Annotated in this window: 15 protein-coding genes, 1 tRNA gene and 2 pseudogenes; 8 read left to right on the top strand and 10 right to left on the bottom strand. The window is 52.3% G+C overall.

Annotated elements, in window-relative coordinates:
- Positions 1–81 precede the first annotated feature (81 nt).
- The 5 genes from groL (at position 82) to BM261_RS09995 (ending at position 5,060) form a co-directional block, all read left to right on the top strand.
- Positions 82–1,716, top strand: coding sequence for a chaperonin GroEL (gene groL, locus BM261_RS10015; RefSeq protein ID WP_045074096.1), 1,635 nt, complete (start codon positions 82–84; stop codon positions 1,714–1,716).
- 313 nt (positions 1,717–2,029) lie between these two features.
- Positions 2,030–3,145: a tRNA guanosine(34) transglycosylase Tgt gene (tgt, locus tag BM261_RS10010; RefSeq protein WP_070452662.1), complete on the top strand. Its 1,116-nt coding sequence runs from the start codon at positions 2,030–2,032 to the stop codon at positions 3,143–3,145.
- Positions 3,146–3,198: 53 nt separating this feature from the next.
- Complete coding sequence (locus BM261_RS10005; RefSeq protein WP_070452659.1) at positions 3,199–3,567, top strand: hypothetical protein; 369 nt, start codon at positions 3,199–3,201, stop codon at positions 3,565–3,567.
- A gap of 74 nt (positions 3,568–3,641) precedes the next feature.
- Positions 3,642–4,124: an Imm26 family immunity protein gene (locus tag BM261_RS10000; protein WP_070452656.1), complete on the top strand. Its 483-nt coding sequence runs from the start codon at positions 3,642–3,644 to the stop codon at positions 4,122–4,124.
- Between the two features lie 108 nt (positions 4,125–4,232).
- Positions 4,233–5,060 carry a hypothetical protein gene (locus tag BM261_RS09995; protein ID WP_070452653.1) on the top strand — a complete coding sequence of 276 codons (828 nt, stop codon included), beginning with the start codon at positions 4,233–4,235 and terminating at the stop codon, positions 5,058–5,060.
- A gap of 194 nt (positions 5,061–5,254) precedes the next feature.
- On the opposite strand, the pseudogene BM261_RS12535 reads toward BM261_RS09995, so the two are convergent.
- Positions 5,255–5,365, bottom strand: a pseudogene (locus BM261_RS12535) (IS5/IS1182 family transposase); the annotation flags it as partial.
- Between the two features lie 282 nt (positions 5,366–5,647).
- On the opposite strand from BM261_RS12535, the gene BM261_RS09990 reads away from it, so the two are divergent.
- Both BM261_RS09990 and BM261_RS09985 read left to right on the top strand, forming a co-directional pair.
- Positions 5,648–6,358, top strand: coding sequence for a YwqG family protein (locus BM261_RS09990; RefSeq protein ID WP_074897870.1), 711 nt, complete (start codon positions 5,648–5,650; stop codon positions 6,356–6,358).
- A gap of 89 nt (positions 6,359–6,447) precedes the next feature.
- Entirely contained in the window at positions 6,448–7,152 is a 705-nt protein-coding gene (locus tag BM261_RS09985) for a DUF6796 family protein (RefSeq protein ID WP_074897929.1), read from the top strand.
- Between the two features lie 70 nt (positions 7,153–7,222).
- On the opposite strand, the gene cysS is transcribed toward BM261_RS09985, so the two are convergent.
- The 5 genes from cysS to pyk form a co-directional block, all read right to left on the bottom strand.
- Positions 7,223–8,644: a cysteine--tRNA ligase gene (gene cysS / locus BM261_RS09980; RefSeq protein ID WP_074897868.1), complete on the bottom strand. Its 1,422-nt coding sequence runs from the start codon at positions 8,642–8,644 to the stop codon at positions 7,223–7,225.
- Positions 8,645–8,711: 67 nt separating this feature from the next.
- A complete protein-coding gene (locus BM261_RS09975) occupies positions 8,712–9,326 on the bottom strand; it encodes a zeta toxin family protein (RefSeq protein ID WP_074897867.1) in 615 nt (204 codons plus the stop codon).
- A complete protein-coding gene (locus BM261_RS09970; RefSeq protein ID WP_074897865.1) occupies positions 9,307–9,495 on the bottom strand; it encodes a hypothetical protein in 189 nt (62 codons plus the stop codon). The genes BM261_RS09975 and BM261_RS09970 overlap by 20 nt, the downstream gene beginning before the upstream one ends.
- Positions 9,496–9,574: 79 nt before the next feature.
- Positions 9,575–10,729, bottom strand: coding sequence for a GTPase ObgE (obgE, locus tag BM261_RS09965; RefSeq protein ID WP_074897863.1), 1,155 nt, complete (start codon positions 10,727–10,729; stop codon positions 9,575–9,577).
- A gap of 271 nt (positions 10,730–11,000) precedes the next feature.
- Positions 11,001–12,455: a pyruvate kinase gene (gene pyk / locus BM261_RS09960; protein WP_074897861.1), complete on the bottom strand. Its 1,455-nt coding sequence runs from the start codon at positions 12,453–12,455 to the stop codon at positions 11,001–11,003.
- A gap of 137 nt (positions 12,456–12,592) precedes the next feature.
- Here pyk and BM261_RS13070 point away from each other — a divergent pair.
- Positions 12,593–12,775 (top strand): annotated as a pseudogene (locus BM261_RS13070) (hypothetical protein); the annotation flags it as partial.
- 103 nt (positions 12,776–12,878) lie between these two features.
- Here the strand turns inward: BM261_RS13070 and hfq are convergent.
- From hfq to BM261_RS09940, 4 genes are all read right to left on the bottom strand, one after another.
- Positions 12,879–13,142: an RNA chaperone Hfq gene (gene hfq, locus BM261_RS09955; RefSeq protein ID WP_003774806.1), complete on the bottom strand. Its 264-nt coding sequence runs from the start codon at positions 13,140–13,142 to the stop codon at positions 12,879–12,881.
- Between the two features lie 104 nt (positions 13,143–13,246).
- Positions 13,247–13,723 (bottom strand): transcription elongation factor GreA, encoded by a 477-nt coding sequence (gene greA / locus BM261_RS09950; protein WP_003774804.1) that lies wholly within the window; start codon positions 13,721–13,723, stop codon positions 13,247–13,249.
- A gap of 303 nt (positions 13,724–14,026) precedes the next feature.
- Positions 14,027–14,102 (bottom strand) — tRNA-Lys (locus tag BM261_RS09945).
- 90 nt (positions 14,103–14,192) lie between these two features.
- Positions 14,193–14,786 (bottom strand): protein-tyrosine phosphatase family protein, encoded by a 594-nt coding sequence (locus tag BM261_RS09940; protein ID WP_074897859.1) that lies wholly within the window; start codon positions 14,784–14,786, stop codon positions 14,193–14,195.
- Between the last annotated feature and the right edge of the window lie 6 nt (positions 14,787–14,792).

Genomic DNA, 14,792 nt, shown 5'->3' with positions numbered 1-14,792 from the left:
AGACGACAGGCCGTCTGAAAAAGGCATACAACGCTTTCAGACGGCCTCAGACAGTATCAAACAATTTTGGAGAATCAAAACATGGCAGCAAAAGACGTACAGTTCGGTAACGAAGTCCGCCAAAAAATGGTCAGCGGCGTGAACACTCTGGCAAACGCCGTCCGCGTAACCTTGGGCCCTAAAGGCCGCAACGTAGTGGTTGACCGCGCATTCGGCGGCCCGCACATCACCAAAGACGGCGTTACCGTCGCTAAAGAAATCGAATTGAAAGACAAATTCGAAAACATGGGCGCGCAAATGGTGAAAGAAGTCGCGTCCAAAACCAACGACGTAGCGGGCGACGGTACGACTACCGCCACCGTACTGGCGCAAGCTATCGTTGCCGAAGGCATGAAATACGTGACCGCCGGCATGAACCCGACCGACCTGAAACGCGGTATCGACAAAGCCGTTGCCGCTTTGGTTGAAGAGCTGAAAAACATTGCCAAACCTTGCGACACTTCTAAAGAAATCGCCCAAGTCGGCTCGATTTCCGCCAACTCCGACGAACAAGTCGGCGCGATTATTGCCGAAGCGATGGAAAAAGTCGGCAAAGAAGGCGTGATTACCGTTGAAGACGGCAAATCTTTGGAAAACGAATTGGATGTCGTCGAAGGTATGCAGTTCGACCGCGGCTACCTGTCCCCTTACTTCATCAATGACGCGGAAAAACAAATCGCTGCGCTGGACAATCCTTTTGTATTGTTGTTCGACAAAAAAATCAGCAACATCCGCGACCTGCTGCCTGTTTTGGAACAAGTGGCAAAAGCCAGCCGTCCGCTCTTGATCATCGCTGAAGACGTAGAAGGCGAAGCCTTGGCGACTTTGGTGGTGAACAACATCCGCGGCATCCTGAAAACCGTTGCCGTTAAAGCCCCGGGCTTCGGCGACCGCCGCAAAGCCATGTTGCAAGATATCGCCATCCTGACCGGCGGTACCGTGATTGCCGAAGAAGTCGGCCTGTCTTTGGAAAAAGCCACTCTGGAAGACTTGGGTCAAGCCAAACGCATCGAAATTGGTAAAGAAAACACCACCATCATCGACGGCTTTGGCGACGCAGCCCAAATCGAAGCGCGTGTTGCCGAAATCCGCCAACAAATCGAAACCGCAACCAGCGATTACGACAAAGAAAAACTGCAAGAGCGCGTTGCCAAACTGGCAGGCGGCGTGGCAGTGATCAAAGTCGGTGCCGCTACCGAAGTCGAAATGAAAGAGAAAAAAGACCGCGTGGAAGACGCGCTGCACGCTACCCGCGCAGCCGTTGAAGAAGGCGTGGTTGCCGGCGGCGGCGTAGCCCTGTTGCGCGCCCGTGCCGCTTTGGAAAACCTGCACACCGGCAATGCCGACCAAGACGCAGGCGTACAAATCGTCTTGCGCGCCATTGAGTCTCCGCTGCGCCAAATCGTTGCCAACGCAGGCGGCGAGCCTAGCGTAGTTGTGAACAAAGTGTTGGAAGGCAAAGGCAATTATGGTTACAACGCAGGTTCCGGCGAATACGGCGACATGATCGAAATGGGCGTACTCGACCCTGCCAAAGTAACCCGTTCCGCGCTGCAACACGCCGCGTCTATCGCCGGCCTGATGCTGACCACCGATTGCATGATTGCCGAAATCCCTGAAGAAAAACCGGCTATGCCTGACATGGGCGGCATGGGTGGTATGGGCGGCATGATGTAAGGCCGTCTGAAACCTTCAGATAAACAAACACCGCACGGTAAAAACCGTGCGGTTTTTTCATCTTTTCCTCAACCAATTAGCCGGTATCGGCATGGAGAAATCGTAAGCCGACTAAATGCCGATAAACTTAACTTTTGCCACGGCATCATCCCGCATTGCCGGCAATTGACCTATAGCCCAACCTGACCATCAAAGTTTTCAGACGGCCTTTCCCTGATTCTACCCAAAACGGGACAAAAGGCCGTCTGAAAAAGCAAAATCCTCTATAATCCGCCCTTCCTGACAGACAGTCTGCATAAAAAACAAAACCATCATGCTTAAATTCACCTTACACAACAAAGACGGCCACGCCCGCCGCGGTACATTGGAACTCAACCACGGCAGCATCGAAACCCCCGTATTCATGCCCGTTGGCACCTACGGCTCGGTCAAAGCCATGACTCCGCAAAACCTGCACGACATCAGCGCCCAAATCATCCTCGGCAACACCTACCATTTATGGCTTCGCCCCGGCCTCGAAGTCATCGAACAATTCGGCGGCCTGCACGACTTTATCGGCTGGAACAAACCGATTTTGACCGACTCCGGCGGTTTCCAAGTGTTTTCGCTATCCGACATGCGCAAACTCACCGAAGAAGGCTGCACCTTCAAAAGCCCGATTAACGGCGACAAACTCTTCCTCTCGCCCGAAATCTCGATGAAAATCCAAACCGTGCTCAACTCCGACATCGCCATGCAGCTCGACGAATGCACCCCCGGCGAAGCCACGCGCGATCAGGCCGAAAAATCGCTGCAAATGAGTCTGCGCTGGGCGGAACGCAGCAAAAAAGCCTTTGAAGATTTGAACAACCCCAACGCCCTGTTCGGCATCGTGCAGGGCGCGATGTACGAAGACCTGCGCGAACAGTCCCTGCGCGGGCTGGAACAGCTCGACTTCCCCGGCCTCGCCATCGGCGGCTTATCGGTGGGCGAACCCAAGCCCGAAATGTACCGCATGCTGCGCGCCGTCGGCCCCATATTGCCCGAACACAAACCGCATTACCTGATGGGCGTCGGCACGCCGGAAGACTTGGTGTACGGCGTGGCGCACGGCGTGGACATGTTCGACTGCGTCATGCCCACCCGCAACGCCCGCAACGGCTGGCTGTTCACCCGTTTCGGCGACATCAAAATCAAAAACGCCAAGCACAAACACGACACCCGCCCGCTCGACGAATCCTGCACCTGCTACGCCTGCCAAAACTTCAGCCGCGCCTACCTGCACCACCTGCACCGCGCCGGCGAAATTTTGGGCGCGCAGTTGAACACCATCCACAACCTGCATTTCTATCAAACCATCATGGCCGAAATGCGCGAAACCATCGAACAGGGCCAATTCGCCGACTGGCAGGCGCAGTTCCACGAAAATAGGGCAAAAGGTGCAGATTAAAACACTTCCCATACAAGTCGGCAAAGGCGGTTATCCCGACAAAGGCAGAAAACATGAATGCAGAAACCCAACTTGAAACCAACTTTAAAAACTGGCTGACAGCCGTCAGTCGGGAGAATATCCCGCAGAATATTGCGGCCTGGTCATTCGAACTGTCGGAACCTTACGAAATCACCCTAGTCGGCTCAACCCATTTTAACGAGAGCAATGACGATTGGGCCTGCCCGGATGACGATGATTTTCATCCTGCAACTGCTGCACCAGACTTATCTGTGCTGTCTGGTCAAAACTGGGAAATTGTGCTGGAAACAATCGTTAACATCGTGCGGAAACTGACAGTTGAATTGCCAGACCTCGCCGTTTTTCGCGTACCACACATCGCAGCGGGATTTGTAGATGGAGATTTAGTGTTGATTCGTTGATTTCAGACGGCCTTTCTACCTTTGAGGCCGTCTGAAAAATGAGTTGCAAGCAGATCAGTAAATAAGGGAATCCTATGCCGAAATCCTTAAAAATCCAATCGGGAGATATTTTCGCCGTTCCTTTGTCAGACGGGAGTTTCGGTATTGCGCAAGTGGTTTTCTCTCATTACAGCAGGCTAATGATGGGGGTTTTAGCTATCCGGCAAGACCAAACAATACCTGAAAACCTCCCGTATCTGCTGCCGATGAATTGGGCGGAAAAAATGCGCCAGCCCGTGCTTTTCACCGGCAACCACCTGCTCAAAGACGGCACATGGCCGATTATCGGGCACCGTCCATTGGATGATGCCGCAAAGCGGATTTTTTATTTTGTTATCGCCAATACTCTATACCGTTATCCCGACTGTATGCCGCCCCAGCATAGTGTCCGCCTAATTAGTCTCGTAGAACACGGCAATTGGAACAGGCAATATATTGCTTCTGTGTATGATATTGCAGATTTTTTGGCAATGGGCGGATACGATGCCGTCCAACTGTACACTAGAAAAATATCTTAATAAGCTGAGAGTGTTACCTCTATTCTCGTACGGTGTCGCGGGAATTTCAAACGATCTCAGAACTATTTAGAAGCAAAACAACAAGCACCTTACGTCGAAAGCAAAAACATGGCCAAAACACTCAGCATCACCCAAATCAACCAAAGCACGGGCGCAAAGCGCACCATTTCCAACATGGCCAAAGCCATGCGTTTGGATGCGGAATGGCTGCACACATTACTCAGCCTGCATTGGAACTACGACAAAAAGGGGCGGGAAGCAATGGGCTGGGTGGAGCTTGAAACAGACGATGCTTTGCAGTCTGCTTATGAGAAGGTTCTATCCGTTTTCAGGCTACCTGAAACACCTATTTCGCCTAACGAAGCTGCCGAAGCCGTGCTGCACACTCTGAGCCATACCGATGAAACTGCGTTGCTGCACCGTTTTGCCACCGCTACCAAGCGCGGTGATTTTGCCGTGGTGCAGGAATTCCGCACTTACCATTATCACCGCAACGCCACTGCCGAACGACTGCTAAAAGTCTGGGATAAGCCGCTTACGGCCGAGTACATAGCCAGAAAGCTGTTCTATAAAGTTTTTTCCGCTTATCACGCGGTTGACCCCTATGTTTGCCTCGTGCTGCCCATGCCCTACACGCAAACCGATTTCGAGCCGACAGACTGGGTAGGGGAGTTTATCGGCAAAGTCCGCGCAGCACACACCGAAAAGCCGACTTTGAGCGATCTGATCAAACTCATTGCGCCTTACTGCAAAGGCAACAAATATTTCCGTCAAGACGTACTAACCGCCCTTTCCTTCTCCCGCCTGCTGCACATACCGGGGCACGATATACAAAACCTCTATCTGCCCGACTGCCAAGAACGGTACAGCAAGCATTTCATGTCCAACGAATGGGCGTATCCGATGCGTTTCTGGAACGAGCAATTTCACAGTTGAACCATTACTTTGCCGAGCTTCGCAAAACCACAAAAATAGAAACAATAGTTTGAATTACAAAGATTTGTTGCATCATCAACTGCAACAATATATCTTGATGCCTCCGACTGAAAAAATACCCAAAAACAGACCAAGCCGGCCGCCATATCGCCGGAAAATATGCCCGATATCGGCAAGACGGGAACTGGGCAGAAATATAGTGGATTAACTTTAAACCAGTACGGCGTTGCCTCGCCTTGCCGTACTATTTGTACTGTCTGCGGCTTCGTCGCCTTGTCCTGATTTAAAGTTAATCCACTATATTTTTAAATGTCGCGTATGGCAGGAAAATTTCAGGCCTTCACGCGGAAACACAATTTATTTTGGACCATTTTGGCAATAAACACAGTTGCACACGTGCCAGAAAACAAGCCGTAAAATAAAATATTTGGAAAGCAAACAGTAGATGAAGCAATTGAAACTTTCAGACGGCCTCCACAATAGATGAGGCCGTCTGAAAAACGGTTTGCACAAACCACGCATCCTATCTTGATAGCCCCTGCCCCTCCTTTCCAGCAAAACCCTTTCCCGTCATCAGGAGAACCGTCATGCCCCGCCCCGTCGTCCGCTTCACGCTCGGTGAAACCGCCGCCACTACGCCCTATCAAAGCAAAATCGGCGGCACGCCCTACCTGCCCAAAAATGCGGGATACCCGCACCACACCGAGAAAAAGCACCCGCTCACCTTAGCGGCGCAAATCAACTTTTCCGAAGTACCGCACCTGCCCGGCTTCCCCGAACACGGCATCTTGCAAGTGTTCATCGACGGACTGAGCTACAACATGGGCTGGGATTTCGAAAACCAGTCGGCACAAGCCGGCTGGCGCATTGTGTATTACCCCGAATTGCTTCCCGAGAGCGAACTTCAAACCGATTTTTCCGCTTACCAGGCCGCCGATTCCGACTGTCTGCCGTTTTCCGGTGAGTTTCCGCTGATTTTCCAAACGGCTAGTGAAGAAGAGGAAGACGCCGATTTCAAAACACTCGAAGGGCATAAAATCGGCGGTTGCCCCATTTTCATCCAGGGCGACCCGTTTTGGGAATATCACGAAGACACCGATTTTGACGACCCTGCCGCCTATTCCGACTGGCAGAAATACATCCTGCTGCTGCAACTGGACAGCGACATCAACGAAAACGACCGCTATACGGGCAAACTGATGTGGGGAGATTCCGGCGTGGCTAATTTCTTCATCACACCGGAAGACTTAGCCAAACGCGATTTCAGCCGCACGGCCTTTATGTTTGATTGCCATTAAAACATCCGGCCAACCACATTTTCAGACGGCCTCAGACACAAAGGCCGTCTGAAAAACAAACCGCCCGCCGTTATCATATGGAGACATTCATGCACACCCGAACCCTGCTGTACTGCGGCCTTGCTGCCGCGCTTTGTTGGACCGCCGGCGATATACTGCTGGTCGGATTCGTGCAAGAACCACAGCGGTATCCCCTATTCTCGCATACGCTGGCCGCACACTTGGGCAGCCAGGCGGACATGGCTGTCCTGATGCTGTCCGGTTCGCCGCAACGGCTGTTTTGGGGCGTGATTCCCGCCACATTCAGCATCGTTTTCTATCTGGCTGCCGCCTTCGGCGTATACAACCTGATACACTCGGGACGAACCGCCAAAATTTGCTTTGCCCTGCTGGCTGCGAGCTACGCACTCTCGCCGCTCGGACATGCGGGTTTTTACTATCTGGGCATCAGCGCGCAAACCATACTCGCCGCCCCGCCTGAAGCACATCCGCTGCTGCTGGAGCAATTCCACCGTTTCTACACCATGCTGGATGTACATTGGACAACAGCGGTCGGCCTGCTGGCTTTCGGCTGGCTGCTTTTTCTGGTGCAAACCCTGCGCGGACAAACCCGCCTCCCCCGCGCCGCATGGTGCATCAACCCTTTGTTTACAGGCACCATCATCGCCCTATCATGTGCACTGTTTCCCCAATCAACGGTTGCAGCTGCCATCGGCGGTGCGACTTTCAATTTGGCACAATTACTCTTTTATGCCTATTCTGCATATAATCAAGGCAACAGGCAAACAAACTGAGGTTGTTAAAAAGGCCGTCTGAAACCCATTTTTCAGACGGCCTTTTCCATATCAATACAATCAATACACGTTAGCCGCGCCGCCAAGTCGTGCCGCCGGCGTTGTCTTCCAGAATGATTTTGTGTTCATTCAGAAGGTCGCGGATGCGGTCGGACTCTGCCCAGTTTTTATCCGCGCGTGCCTGTTTGCGTCGGGCGATTAAATCGTCGATTTCCTCGTTGGAGAGGCCGTCTGAAATCGCACCGCCTTGCAGGAACTCGGTCGGATCGCGTTGCAGCAGGCCGATGATGCCGCCCAAGGCTTTCAGGCAGCCGGCGAGGTGTGCATCATTGGCTTTGTTCACTTCGCCAGCCAGTTCGAATAACACGGCAACGGCTTCGACCGTACCGAAATCGTCGTTCATGGCGGCGTAGAAGCGGCGGGTGTAGTCGTTGGCGTTTTCGGACAATTCGAACGCGGCGGCTGGGGTGTTTTTCAATGTAGTGTACAGGCGGGTCAGTGCGCCTTTGGCATCGTCCAGATGCGCGTCGGAGTAGTTCAGTGGGCTGCGGTAGTGGGCGCGCAGGATGAAGAAGCGCACGACTTCGGGGTCATATTGTTTCAACACTTCGCGGATAGTGAAGAAGTTGCCCAACGATTTGGACATTTTTTCGCCGTCCACGCGGATGAAGCCGTTGTGCAGCCAGTATTTGACGTGGCTCGCGATGCTTTGCCCGTGGTGGGTTTGCGCGTGGTCATGGCCGCAGGTATGTCCTGTCGCGCCGACGCTTTGGGCAATTTCGTTTTCATGGTGCGGGAACTGCAAATCCGCGCCGCCGCCATGAATGTCGAAAGTATCGCCGAACAGGTTTTCACTCATGGCAGAGCATTCGATGTGCCAACCCGGACGGCCATTGCCCCACGGGCTTTCCCATGCCGGCTCGCCTGCTTTCGCCGCTTTCCACAACACAAAATCAAGCGGATCACGTTTGAAACCGTCCACTTCCACACGCTCGCCTGCGCGCAGGTCGTCCAGCGATTTGCCCGATAATTGTCCGTAAGCCGAAAACTCGCGCACGGCGTAGTAAACGTCGCCGTTTGCGGCAGGATAGGCTTTGCCGTTTTGAATCAGGGTTTCAATCATGGCAATCATTTGCGGAATGTTTTCCGTCGCCTTCGGCTCGATGTCGGGACGCAAAACGCCCAAAGCATCGGCATCCTCGTGCATGGCTTGGATGAAACGCGCAGTCAGTTCGCCGATGGTCTCACCGTTTTCAGCAGCGCGGGCAATGATTTTGTCGTCGATGTCAGTGATGTTGCGCACATAAGTGAGCGGATAGCCGCACTCACGCAGCCAGCGGGCAATCATGTCGAATACAACCATCACGCGGGCGTGACCCAAGTGGCAATAGTCGTAAACGGTCATGCCGCAAACGTACATACGCACGTTTTTAGGGTCGATGGGGGTGAAGGGTTCTTTTTGTCGGGTAAGGGTGTTGTAGATGGTGGTCATGGGATTTTCAATTTTTGTTTAAATAAGGATAAATTATTTGGATTTTTTATGCAGAAGGATTCTTTATTTATTCATAAGCCAAGAAAGAATCAAAAATTAATCCATTTGAAAGTATGGTTTGCTCGATTGGCTTTACCCAGTCGGCTAAATGTTTGTTTTTCAAATATTGATGTTGATTTATCCATATTTGCAGTTGAGGATAGACGGATGAGTTATCAAAAATAAAACTTTCATCGGCAAACGGTAATGCGGTATAAAGGTTTTGCAGGCTCACATGGTAGCGTTTGAGGATTAACTCAGGGTCTATCCAGTGTCCGCCGCTTGCGACGCGCTCCTGCATACGGCGGATATTTAATTCGGGCGTCGCAAGACCGATATAGTTGAGTATGACGTAGAATCCGGCATTGCTGGCCGTTTGAATGCGTGTAAGGGCGGATTTGCCGGATAAGGTCGATTCCATGGAAAAAGAAATTCGATTATCCAACGCTTGACGGAATAAGCGCAATGCAGTTCTTCCCGCTTCCATATCGGCTAAGCGGGGCATTTCAGGGTTAATTTCTGCTGCGATATGGTCGGAATCAATCACTAACGAGACACAGTCTTGATTGAATTGGCGCAGGGTAGATTTGCCCGAACCGTTAGCACCACAGTAAAAAATCGCTTTAGGCCGGTTGTTTGACATGGCCTACTGTTCTTTGGTTACCGGAAGGATGATATTCGATCAGATTGCCTTCATTATCGACTACTGTGATTACGGCGTATTTCCGTTTTTCTGCTAACCATGCCTGATACAAAATTTTAAGCATAGCTTGCTTTTTCGCCAATTCGACACGTTTTTTATCAGAAATCATGGTCTTCCTTGCTTTTTGTTCCTGTATTCGGACAGCCCTATATTACATTAAACAGGTCGTCTGAAAACTTTTTATTTCCTTACTCCGGCTTAAACACGCCAGTATCTGTTTTAGGCTGTTGCTCGGCAATCTCAACATTTGCGGCTGCCTGCTCCGCTTCGGCTTTCTCGGTTTCAATGCGTTTTTTCTCGGTCAGGTATTGGTTGATTTGGTGTACCAATTCCTGCGTACCTTGGTGGGTCAGTGCGCTAATTTGGAAGAGGCGCGGGGTTTCCATGTCGAATTGGAAGCGGTCGTCAGGTTTGGGGTAATCCCAGCCGATGGCTTCGAGGAAAGCAGCGGTGCGTGCTTGGGCTTCTTCTTCGTCGAGCATGTCGAGTTTGTTCAGCACGAGCCAGCGCGGTTTGCCGTAAAGTTCTTCGTCGTATTTGCGCAATTCGTTGATGATGGCGAGAGCTTCTTCGGCTGGGTTGACGGTTTCGTCGAAGGGAGCTAAATCGACGACGTGCAGCAACAGGCCGGTGCGTGATAAGTGTTTGAGGAAGCGATGGCCGAGGCCTGCGCCTTCTGCAGCACCTTCGATCAGACCGGGGATGTCGGCCATGACGAAGCTGTGGTTTTCGTCGATGCGTACGACGCCTAAGTTCGGATGCAGGGTAGTGAAGGGGTAGTTGGCGATTTTGGGACGTGCGGCGGATACGGCGGTAATCAGGGTGGATTTACCGGCGTTGGGCATGCCTAATAAGCCGACATCGGCGAGGACTTTGAGTTCGAGTTGCAGGGAACGGGTTTCGCCTTCTTCGCCGGGCGTGGATTGTTTGGGCGCGCGGTTGACGGAAGATTTGAAGTGGATGTTGCCCAGACCGCCTTTGCCGCCTTTGGCAAGGCAGACGCGCTGGCCATGATGTGTAAGGTCGGCGACGATTTCGTCGGTGTCGAGATCGCGGATGAGGGTGCCGACGGGCATTTTGAGGACGATGTCGTCCGCACCTGCGCCGTAGCGGTCGGAGCCGTGGCCTTTTTCGCCGTTTTTGGCTTGGTAGCGTTTGACGAAGCGGTATTCGACGAGGGTATTGGTGTTTTCGTCGGCTTCTGCCCAGACACTGCCGCCTTTTCCGCCGTCGCCGCCATCGGGACCGCCGCGCGGTACGAATTTTTCGCGGCGGAAACTGGTTGCGCCATTACCGCCTTTGCCTGCGGCGACTTCGATTTTTGCTTCGTCGATGAATTTCATGTTTGTTTTATCCGTATGTTTTCAGACGGCCTTTTGGAGGCCGTCTGAAAAGGGTAAATGGTTAATCGGCGGTATTATAAGGGATATATGGAGGCCGTCTGAAAAAATCTTTTCCGATGGGCGGCTCTGCCAATCACGTCTATTTGAACGGTACCGCAGATTTGCCCAAGCAGGAAATTGTATATGAGGCCGTCTGAAAACCACGTTTCCGTCAGGCGCACGGTCATGCCGACGTTTATTTGCTTTCAGACGGCCTATCCCTGTCTGCTCCCTACTCTGCCTGTATGACCTGCAAGGTGTTGGTGCTGCCGCTTTCGCGCATACGGCGGCCGCTGGTGATGATGTATTGGTCGCCGCTTTTCAATACGCCGAGCCTAATCAATTCGTTTTCCACTTGCTCCAGGGCGGTATCGTGGTCGGTACTGGTTTCCAGGTGCAGCGGGCGCACGCCGCGATACATGGCCATGCGGCGTTGGGCGGAGGTGCTGGGCGTAAGGGCGTAAATCGGGATTTGGATGCCGTAGCGGCTGATTTGGAATGCGGTCGTACCGCTTTCGGTCAGGGCGACGATGGCTTTGGCATCCACTTCACGGGCAACATGGACGGCACCGCCCGCAATGGCGTGGTCTATGCGGCGGCTGTCGTCGAAATCATCTATGGTGCCAATCAAGGAATCCTGTTCTTTTTCGGCGGCGGCGCAGATGGCGGCCATTTGCTTTACGGTTTCAAAAGGATAGGCTCCGACGGCGGTTTCTGCCGAACACATGACGGCATCGGTGCCGTCGAGTACGGCGTTGGCCACATCGCTGACCTCGGCTCGTGTCGGCACGGGGTTGGTAATCATCGATTCCATCATTTGGGTGGCGGTAATGCTGAAACGGCGCAATTCGCGTGCGCGTTTGATCATGCGTTTTTGCAGTGCGGGAACGGCCGCATTGCCGACTTCCACTGCCAAATCGCCGCGCGCCACCATGATGCCGTCTGAAGTTTCAATGATGCTGTCGAGATTATGCACCGCTTCGATGCGTTCGATTTTGGCCACCAGTCCGGGACGAGGGCGGTCTTGGCATTCGGCCTGCAAAAGGTCGCGGGCGATTTTCATGTCTTCCGCATTTTTAACGAAGCTGACGGCCAGATAGTCGCAGCCGATGGCAACGGCGGTTTTGAGGTCGCGGAAATCTTTTTCGGTAAACGAACCGGCACTCAGGCCGCCGCCCTGTTTGTTGATGCCTTTGTTGCTTTTCAGGAAATGGTCGTTTTGTGCGACGGTGCGGATTTCGCTGCCGTTCACTTCGGTAACGGTCAGGGTAAGCAGGCCGTCGTCCAACAGCAGCACGTCGCCGGATTTGACGTCATCCGGCAGCTCGCGGTAGTCGAGGCCGATGCGCTCGCGTCCGCCCTCTCCGCTCCACGCGGCATCCAGCAGCAGGGTTTCGCCCGCTTTGACGTTGATACCGCCGCCCGCAATTTTACCGATGCGGATTTTCGGCCCCTGCAAATCAGCCATAATGGCAACTTCCTGACGCGCCTGCCGTGCCGCCTCACGCACGATTTCGGCATTGGTGCGGTGGAATTCGGCATCGCCGTGACTGAAGTTGAAGCGGATGACATTTAACCCGCCGGCAATAATCATGTCGCGCAAAAGTTCGACGTTATTGCTGCCCGGCCCCAGTGTGGCAATGATTTTGGTGTTGTGGCGGATGCGTTCGGTATCACGGATATTCATTGGTTGTTCCTGAAAACGGTTCGATGTTTAACGGCAAATGGAATACGGCCCTGCCTTGCTTGGATGAAAAATCGATTTATCTGTCTCGAGGACTACTTTAAATCAATATGGCGCAGTTTGGTTTGCCATACGGCTTGTATAGTGGATTAAATTTAAATCAGGACAAGGCGACGAAGCCGCAGACAGTACAGATAGTACGGCAAGGCGAGGCAACGCCGTACTGGTTTAAAGTTAATCCACTATACTGTTTCAGCCATCGCTTTGCCGCCTGTGCCGATTTGAATTTGATTGATTCAATTTTGATTTTGCATAGACGGTTTGAAGGCCGTCTGAAAATTTAAACTGCCCCGATCAAACTGAATATTCTATCCAGCCCGACAAAGAGCAGTTCAAACTTTCAGACGGCCTGTTCAAGCAAACCGTTTATTCCGCTGCAGGCGCTTCTGCTTCCGCTGCTTTTGCTTCGTGTTGCAGGCTGACCGCGCGGGCGGGAACGATGGTGGAAATAGCGTGTTTGTAGACCATTTGGGTAACTGATGTGTTACGCAACAGCACGACGTATTGGTCGAACGATTCGACCTGCCCCTGCAACTTGATGCCGTTTACAAGGTAGATGGAAACCGGCACATGTTCTTTACGAAGGGCATTCAAGAAAGGATCTTGCAGCATTTGTCCTTTTGCTGTCATATTAAAACTCCATTTTCAGATGGTTTTGGTTATTAGAAATAAGCAGTGGGCGATTGTAACGGTTATCAGCTGCCTTGACTACCTGTTGCAGGTAAAAAACAAGGTCAGACGTACTGCACTTCGACAATTTCGTATTCGCGGACGCCACCAGGCGCCTGAACTTCGGCGACATCCCCCTCTTCCTTGCCGATTAAGGCGCGGGCAATCGGGGAAACAACAGAAATCTTGCCTGCTTTAATGTCGGCCTCGTCCTCTCCAACGATTTGGTAACGCACATGGTCGCCGCTGTCGAGGTCTTCCAGCATCAGGGTCGCGCCGAACACCACCTTGCCTTCGGCATGGATTTCGGCAGGATTGATGATATGGGCGTGAGACAATTTATGCTCGATTTCGGCGATTCGGCCTTCGATGAATCCTTGTTTTTCTTTGGCTGCCTCGTATTCGGCATTTTCAGACAAGTCGCCATGTGAGCGGGCTTCCGCTATGGCTGCGATTACCTCGGGACGCGCCACGCTTTTAAGCTGTTGGAGTTCGTTTTTCAGCAGTTCGGCACCCCGAATGGTCAAAGGGATTTTTTTCATATCTTTCTATTCCTGGAAGCGATGGTTTCCCAACCTATATTCAAGCGGGAGGCACGGCCATCGGTGAAACAATAAAAAGGCAAGCCGCGCGGTCGGACGGCGGCTTGCGGGATTCATTTCAGACGGCATTGTACCAAAAACAATATATTCTGCAATGCCTGACACAGACTGACGGAAAAGCGGAAACGGCATGCCAATCACAACACTCCCCGTTTCTCGTCAAACCGCATTGCCTGCATCACCTTCCTTCAAATCAAATATAAAGAGCCAAGTTATTTCAAACTTGGCTCTTTATATTTGATTTGGTGGGTCGTGAGCGATTCGAACGCTCGACCAACGGATTAAAAGTCCGCTGCTCTACCGACTGAGCTAACGACCCGTAAAAGGGAAGCGCGCATAATAATGGGGTTTTAGAAATGCGTCAAGCTTTTTTTTAAAGGCCGTCTGAAAAATATTTCCATCCCTTTATCTACCGGCTTCGGTTTTCTTCCCGTTGGCGGATGCGTGCCAATTCCTCCCTCACCTTGGCTACTTTTTCTTCCGTAAACATATTGGCGATGTTGCGCCAAATGCTGTGATAGCCGTAAGGCCCCTGCTGCATTTCCCGTTTGGCTTCTTCAATCGGCCAGTTTTGATAAATGACGCGGTACATGCCCGAAATCAGGCCGGTACGGTCCGCACCGTGGTAGCAATGAATTAAAACAGGGCCTTGTTTTTGCCGTTGCTCAATCAGATACAGGGTTTCGGCGATGTGTTTCGGCTTGATGCGCCAAGTCAGCAGCGGTTTGTTAAACAGGGCGATGCCGCTTCCCGACAAGGCGGTTTCGTTATCGTCGCGGTCGAAAAAACGCAGGTTGATGACGCTTTTGATACCCAAACTCTGTACTGCGGCCGCATCGGAGCGGGTAAGCTGTTCGCTACGGTAGAGTTTGTCGTCCAAACGGTAGAGATTGGCATCCTGTTTGACCGGCGTTGCCCACTTCATCGGCATGTCTGCCGCATTTTCGGCGCAAACATTGGCCGACAGTGCCGCAGCCAAAATTAAGACGGCGAATTGACGCATATTTTT

The organism is Neisseria elongata subsp. elongata, assembly GCF_900113545.1.
In the GTDB taxonomy this organism is placed as follows: Bacteria; Pseudomonadota; Gammaproteobacteria; order Burkholderiales; family Neisseriaceae; genus Neisseria; species Neisseria elongata.
The sequence above is the reverse complement of the archived record's forward strand: the minus strand, read 5'-3'. Positions and strand labels throughout refer to the sequence as shown.

Coding starts and splice junctions, on each gene's coding strand:
- groL (WP_045074096.1), top strand. CDS start 82: ATGGCAGCAAAAGACGTACAGTTCGGTAACGAAGTCCGCCAAAAAATG.
- tgt (WP_070452662.1), top strand. CDS start 2,030: ATGCTTAAATTCACCTTACACAACAAAGACGGCCACGCCCGCCGCGGT.
- BM261_RS10005 (WP_070452659.1), top strand. CDS start 3,199: ATGAATGCAGAAACCCAACTTGAAACCAACTTTAAAAACTGGCTGACA.
- BM261_RS10000 (WP_070452656.1), top strand. CDS start 3,642: ATGCCGAAATCCTTAAAAATCCAATCGGGAGATATTTTCGCCGTTCCT.
- BM261_RS09995 (WP_070452653.1), top strand. CDS start 4,233: ATGGCCAAAACACTCAGCATCACCCAAATCAACCAAAGCACGGGCGCA.
- BM261_RS09990 (WP_074897870.1), top strand. CDS start 5,648: ATGCCCCGCCCCGTCGTCCGCTTCACGCTCGGTGAAACCGCCGCCACT.
- BM261_RS09985 (WP_074897929.1), top strand. CDS start 6,448: ATGCACACCCGAACCCTGCTGTACTGCGGCCTTGCTGCCGCGCTTTGT.
- cysS (WP_074897868.1), bottom strand. CDS start 8,644: ATGACCACCATCTACAACACCCTTACCCGACAAAAAGAACCCTTCACC.
- BM261_RS09975 (WP_074897867.1), bottom strand. CDS start 9,326: ATGTCAAACAACCGGCCTAAAGCGATTTTTTACTGTGGTGCTAACGGT.
- BM261_RS09970 (WP_074897865.1), bottom strand. CDS start 9,495: ATGATTTCTGATAAAAAACGTGTCGAATTGGCGAAAAAGCAAGCTATG.
- obgE (WP_074897863.1), bottom strand. CDS start 10,729: ATGAAATTCATCGACGAAGCAAAAATCGAAGTCGCCGCAGGCAAAGGC.
- pyk (WP_074897861.1), bottom strand. CDS start 12,455: ATGAATATCCGTGATACCGAACGCATCCGCCACAACACCAAAATCATT.
- hfq (WP_003774806.1), bottom strand. CDS start 13,142: ATGACAGCAAAAGGACAAATGCTGCAAGATCCTTTCTTGAATGCCCTT.
- greA (WP_003774804.1), bottom strand. CDS start 13,723: ATGAAAAAAATCCCTTTGACCATTCGGGGTGCCGAACTGCTGAAAAAC.
- BM261_RS09940 (WP_074897859.1), bottom strand. CDS start 14,786: ATGCGTCAATTCGCCGTCTTAATTTTGGCTGCGGCACTGTCGGCCAAT.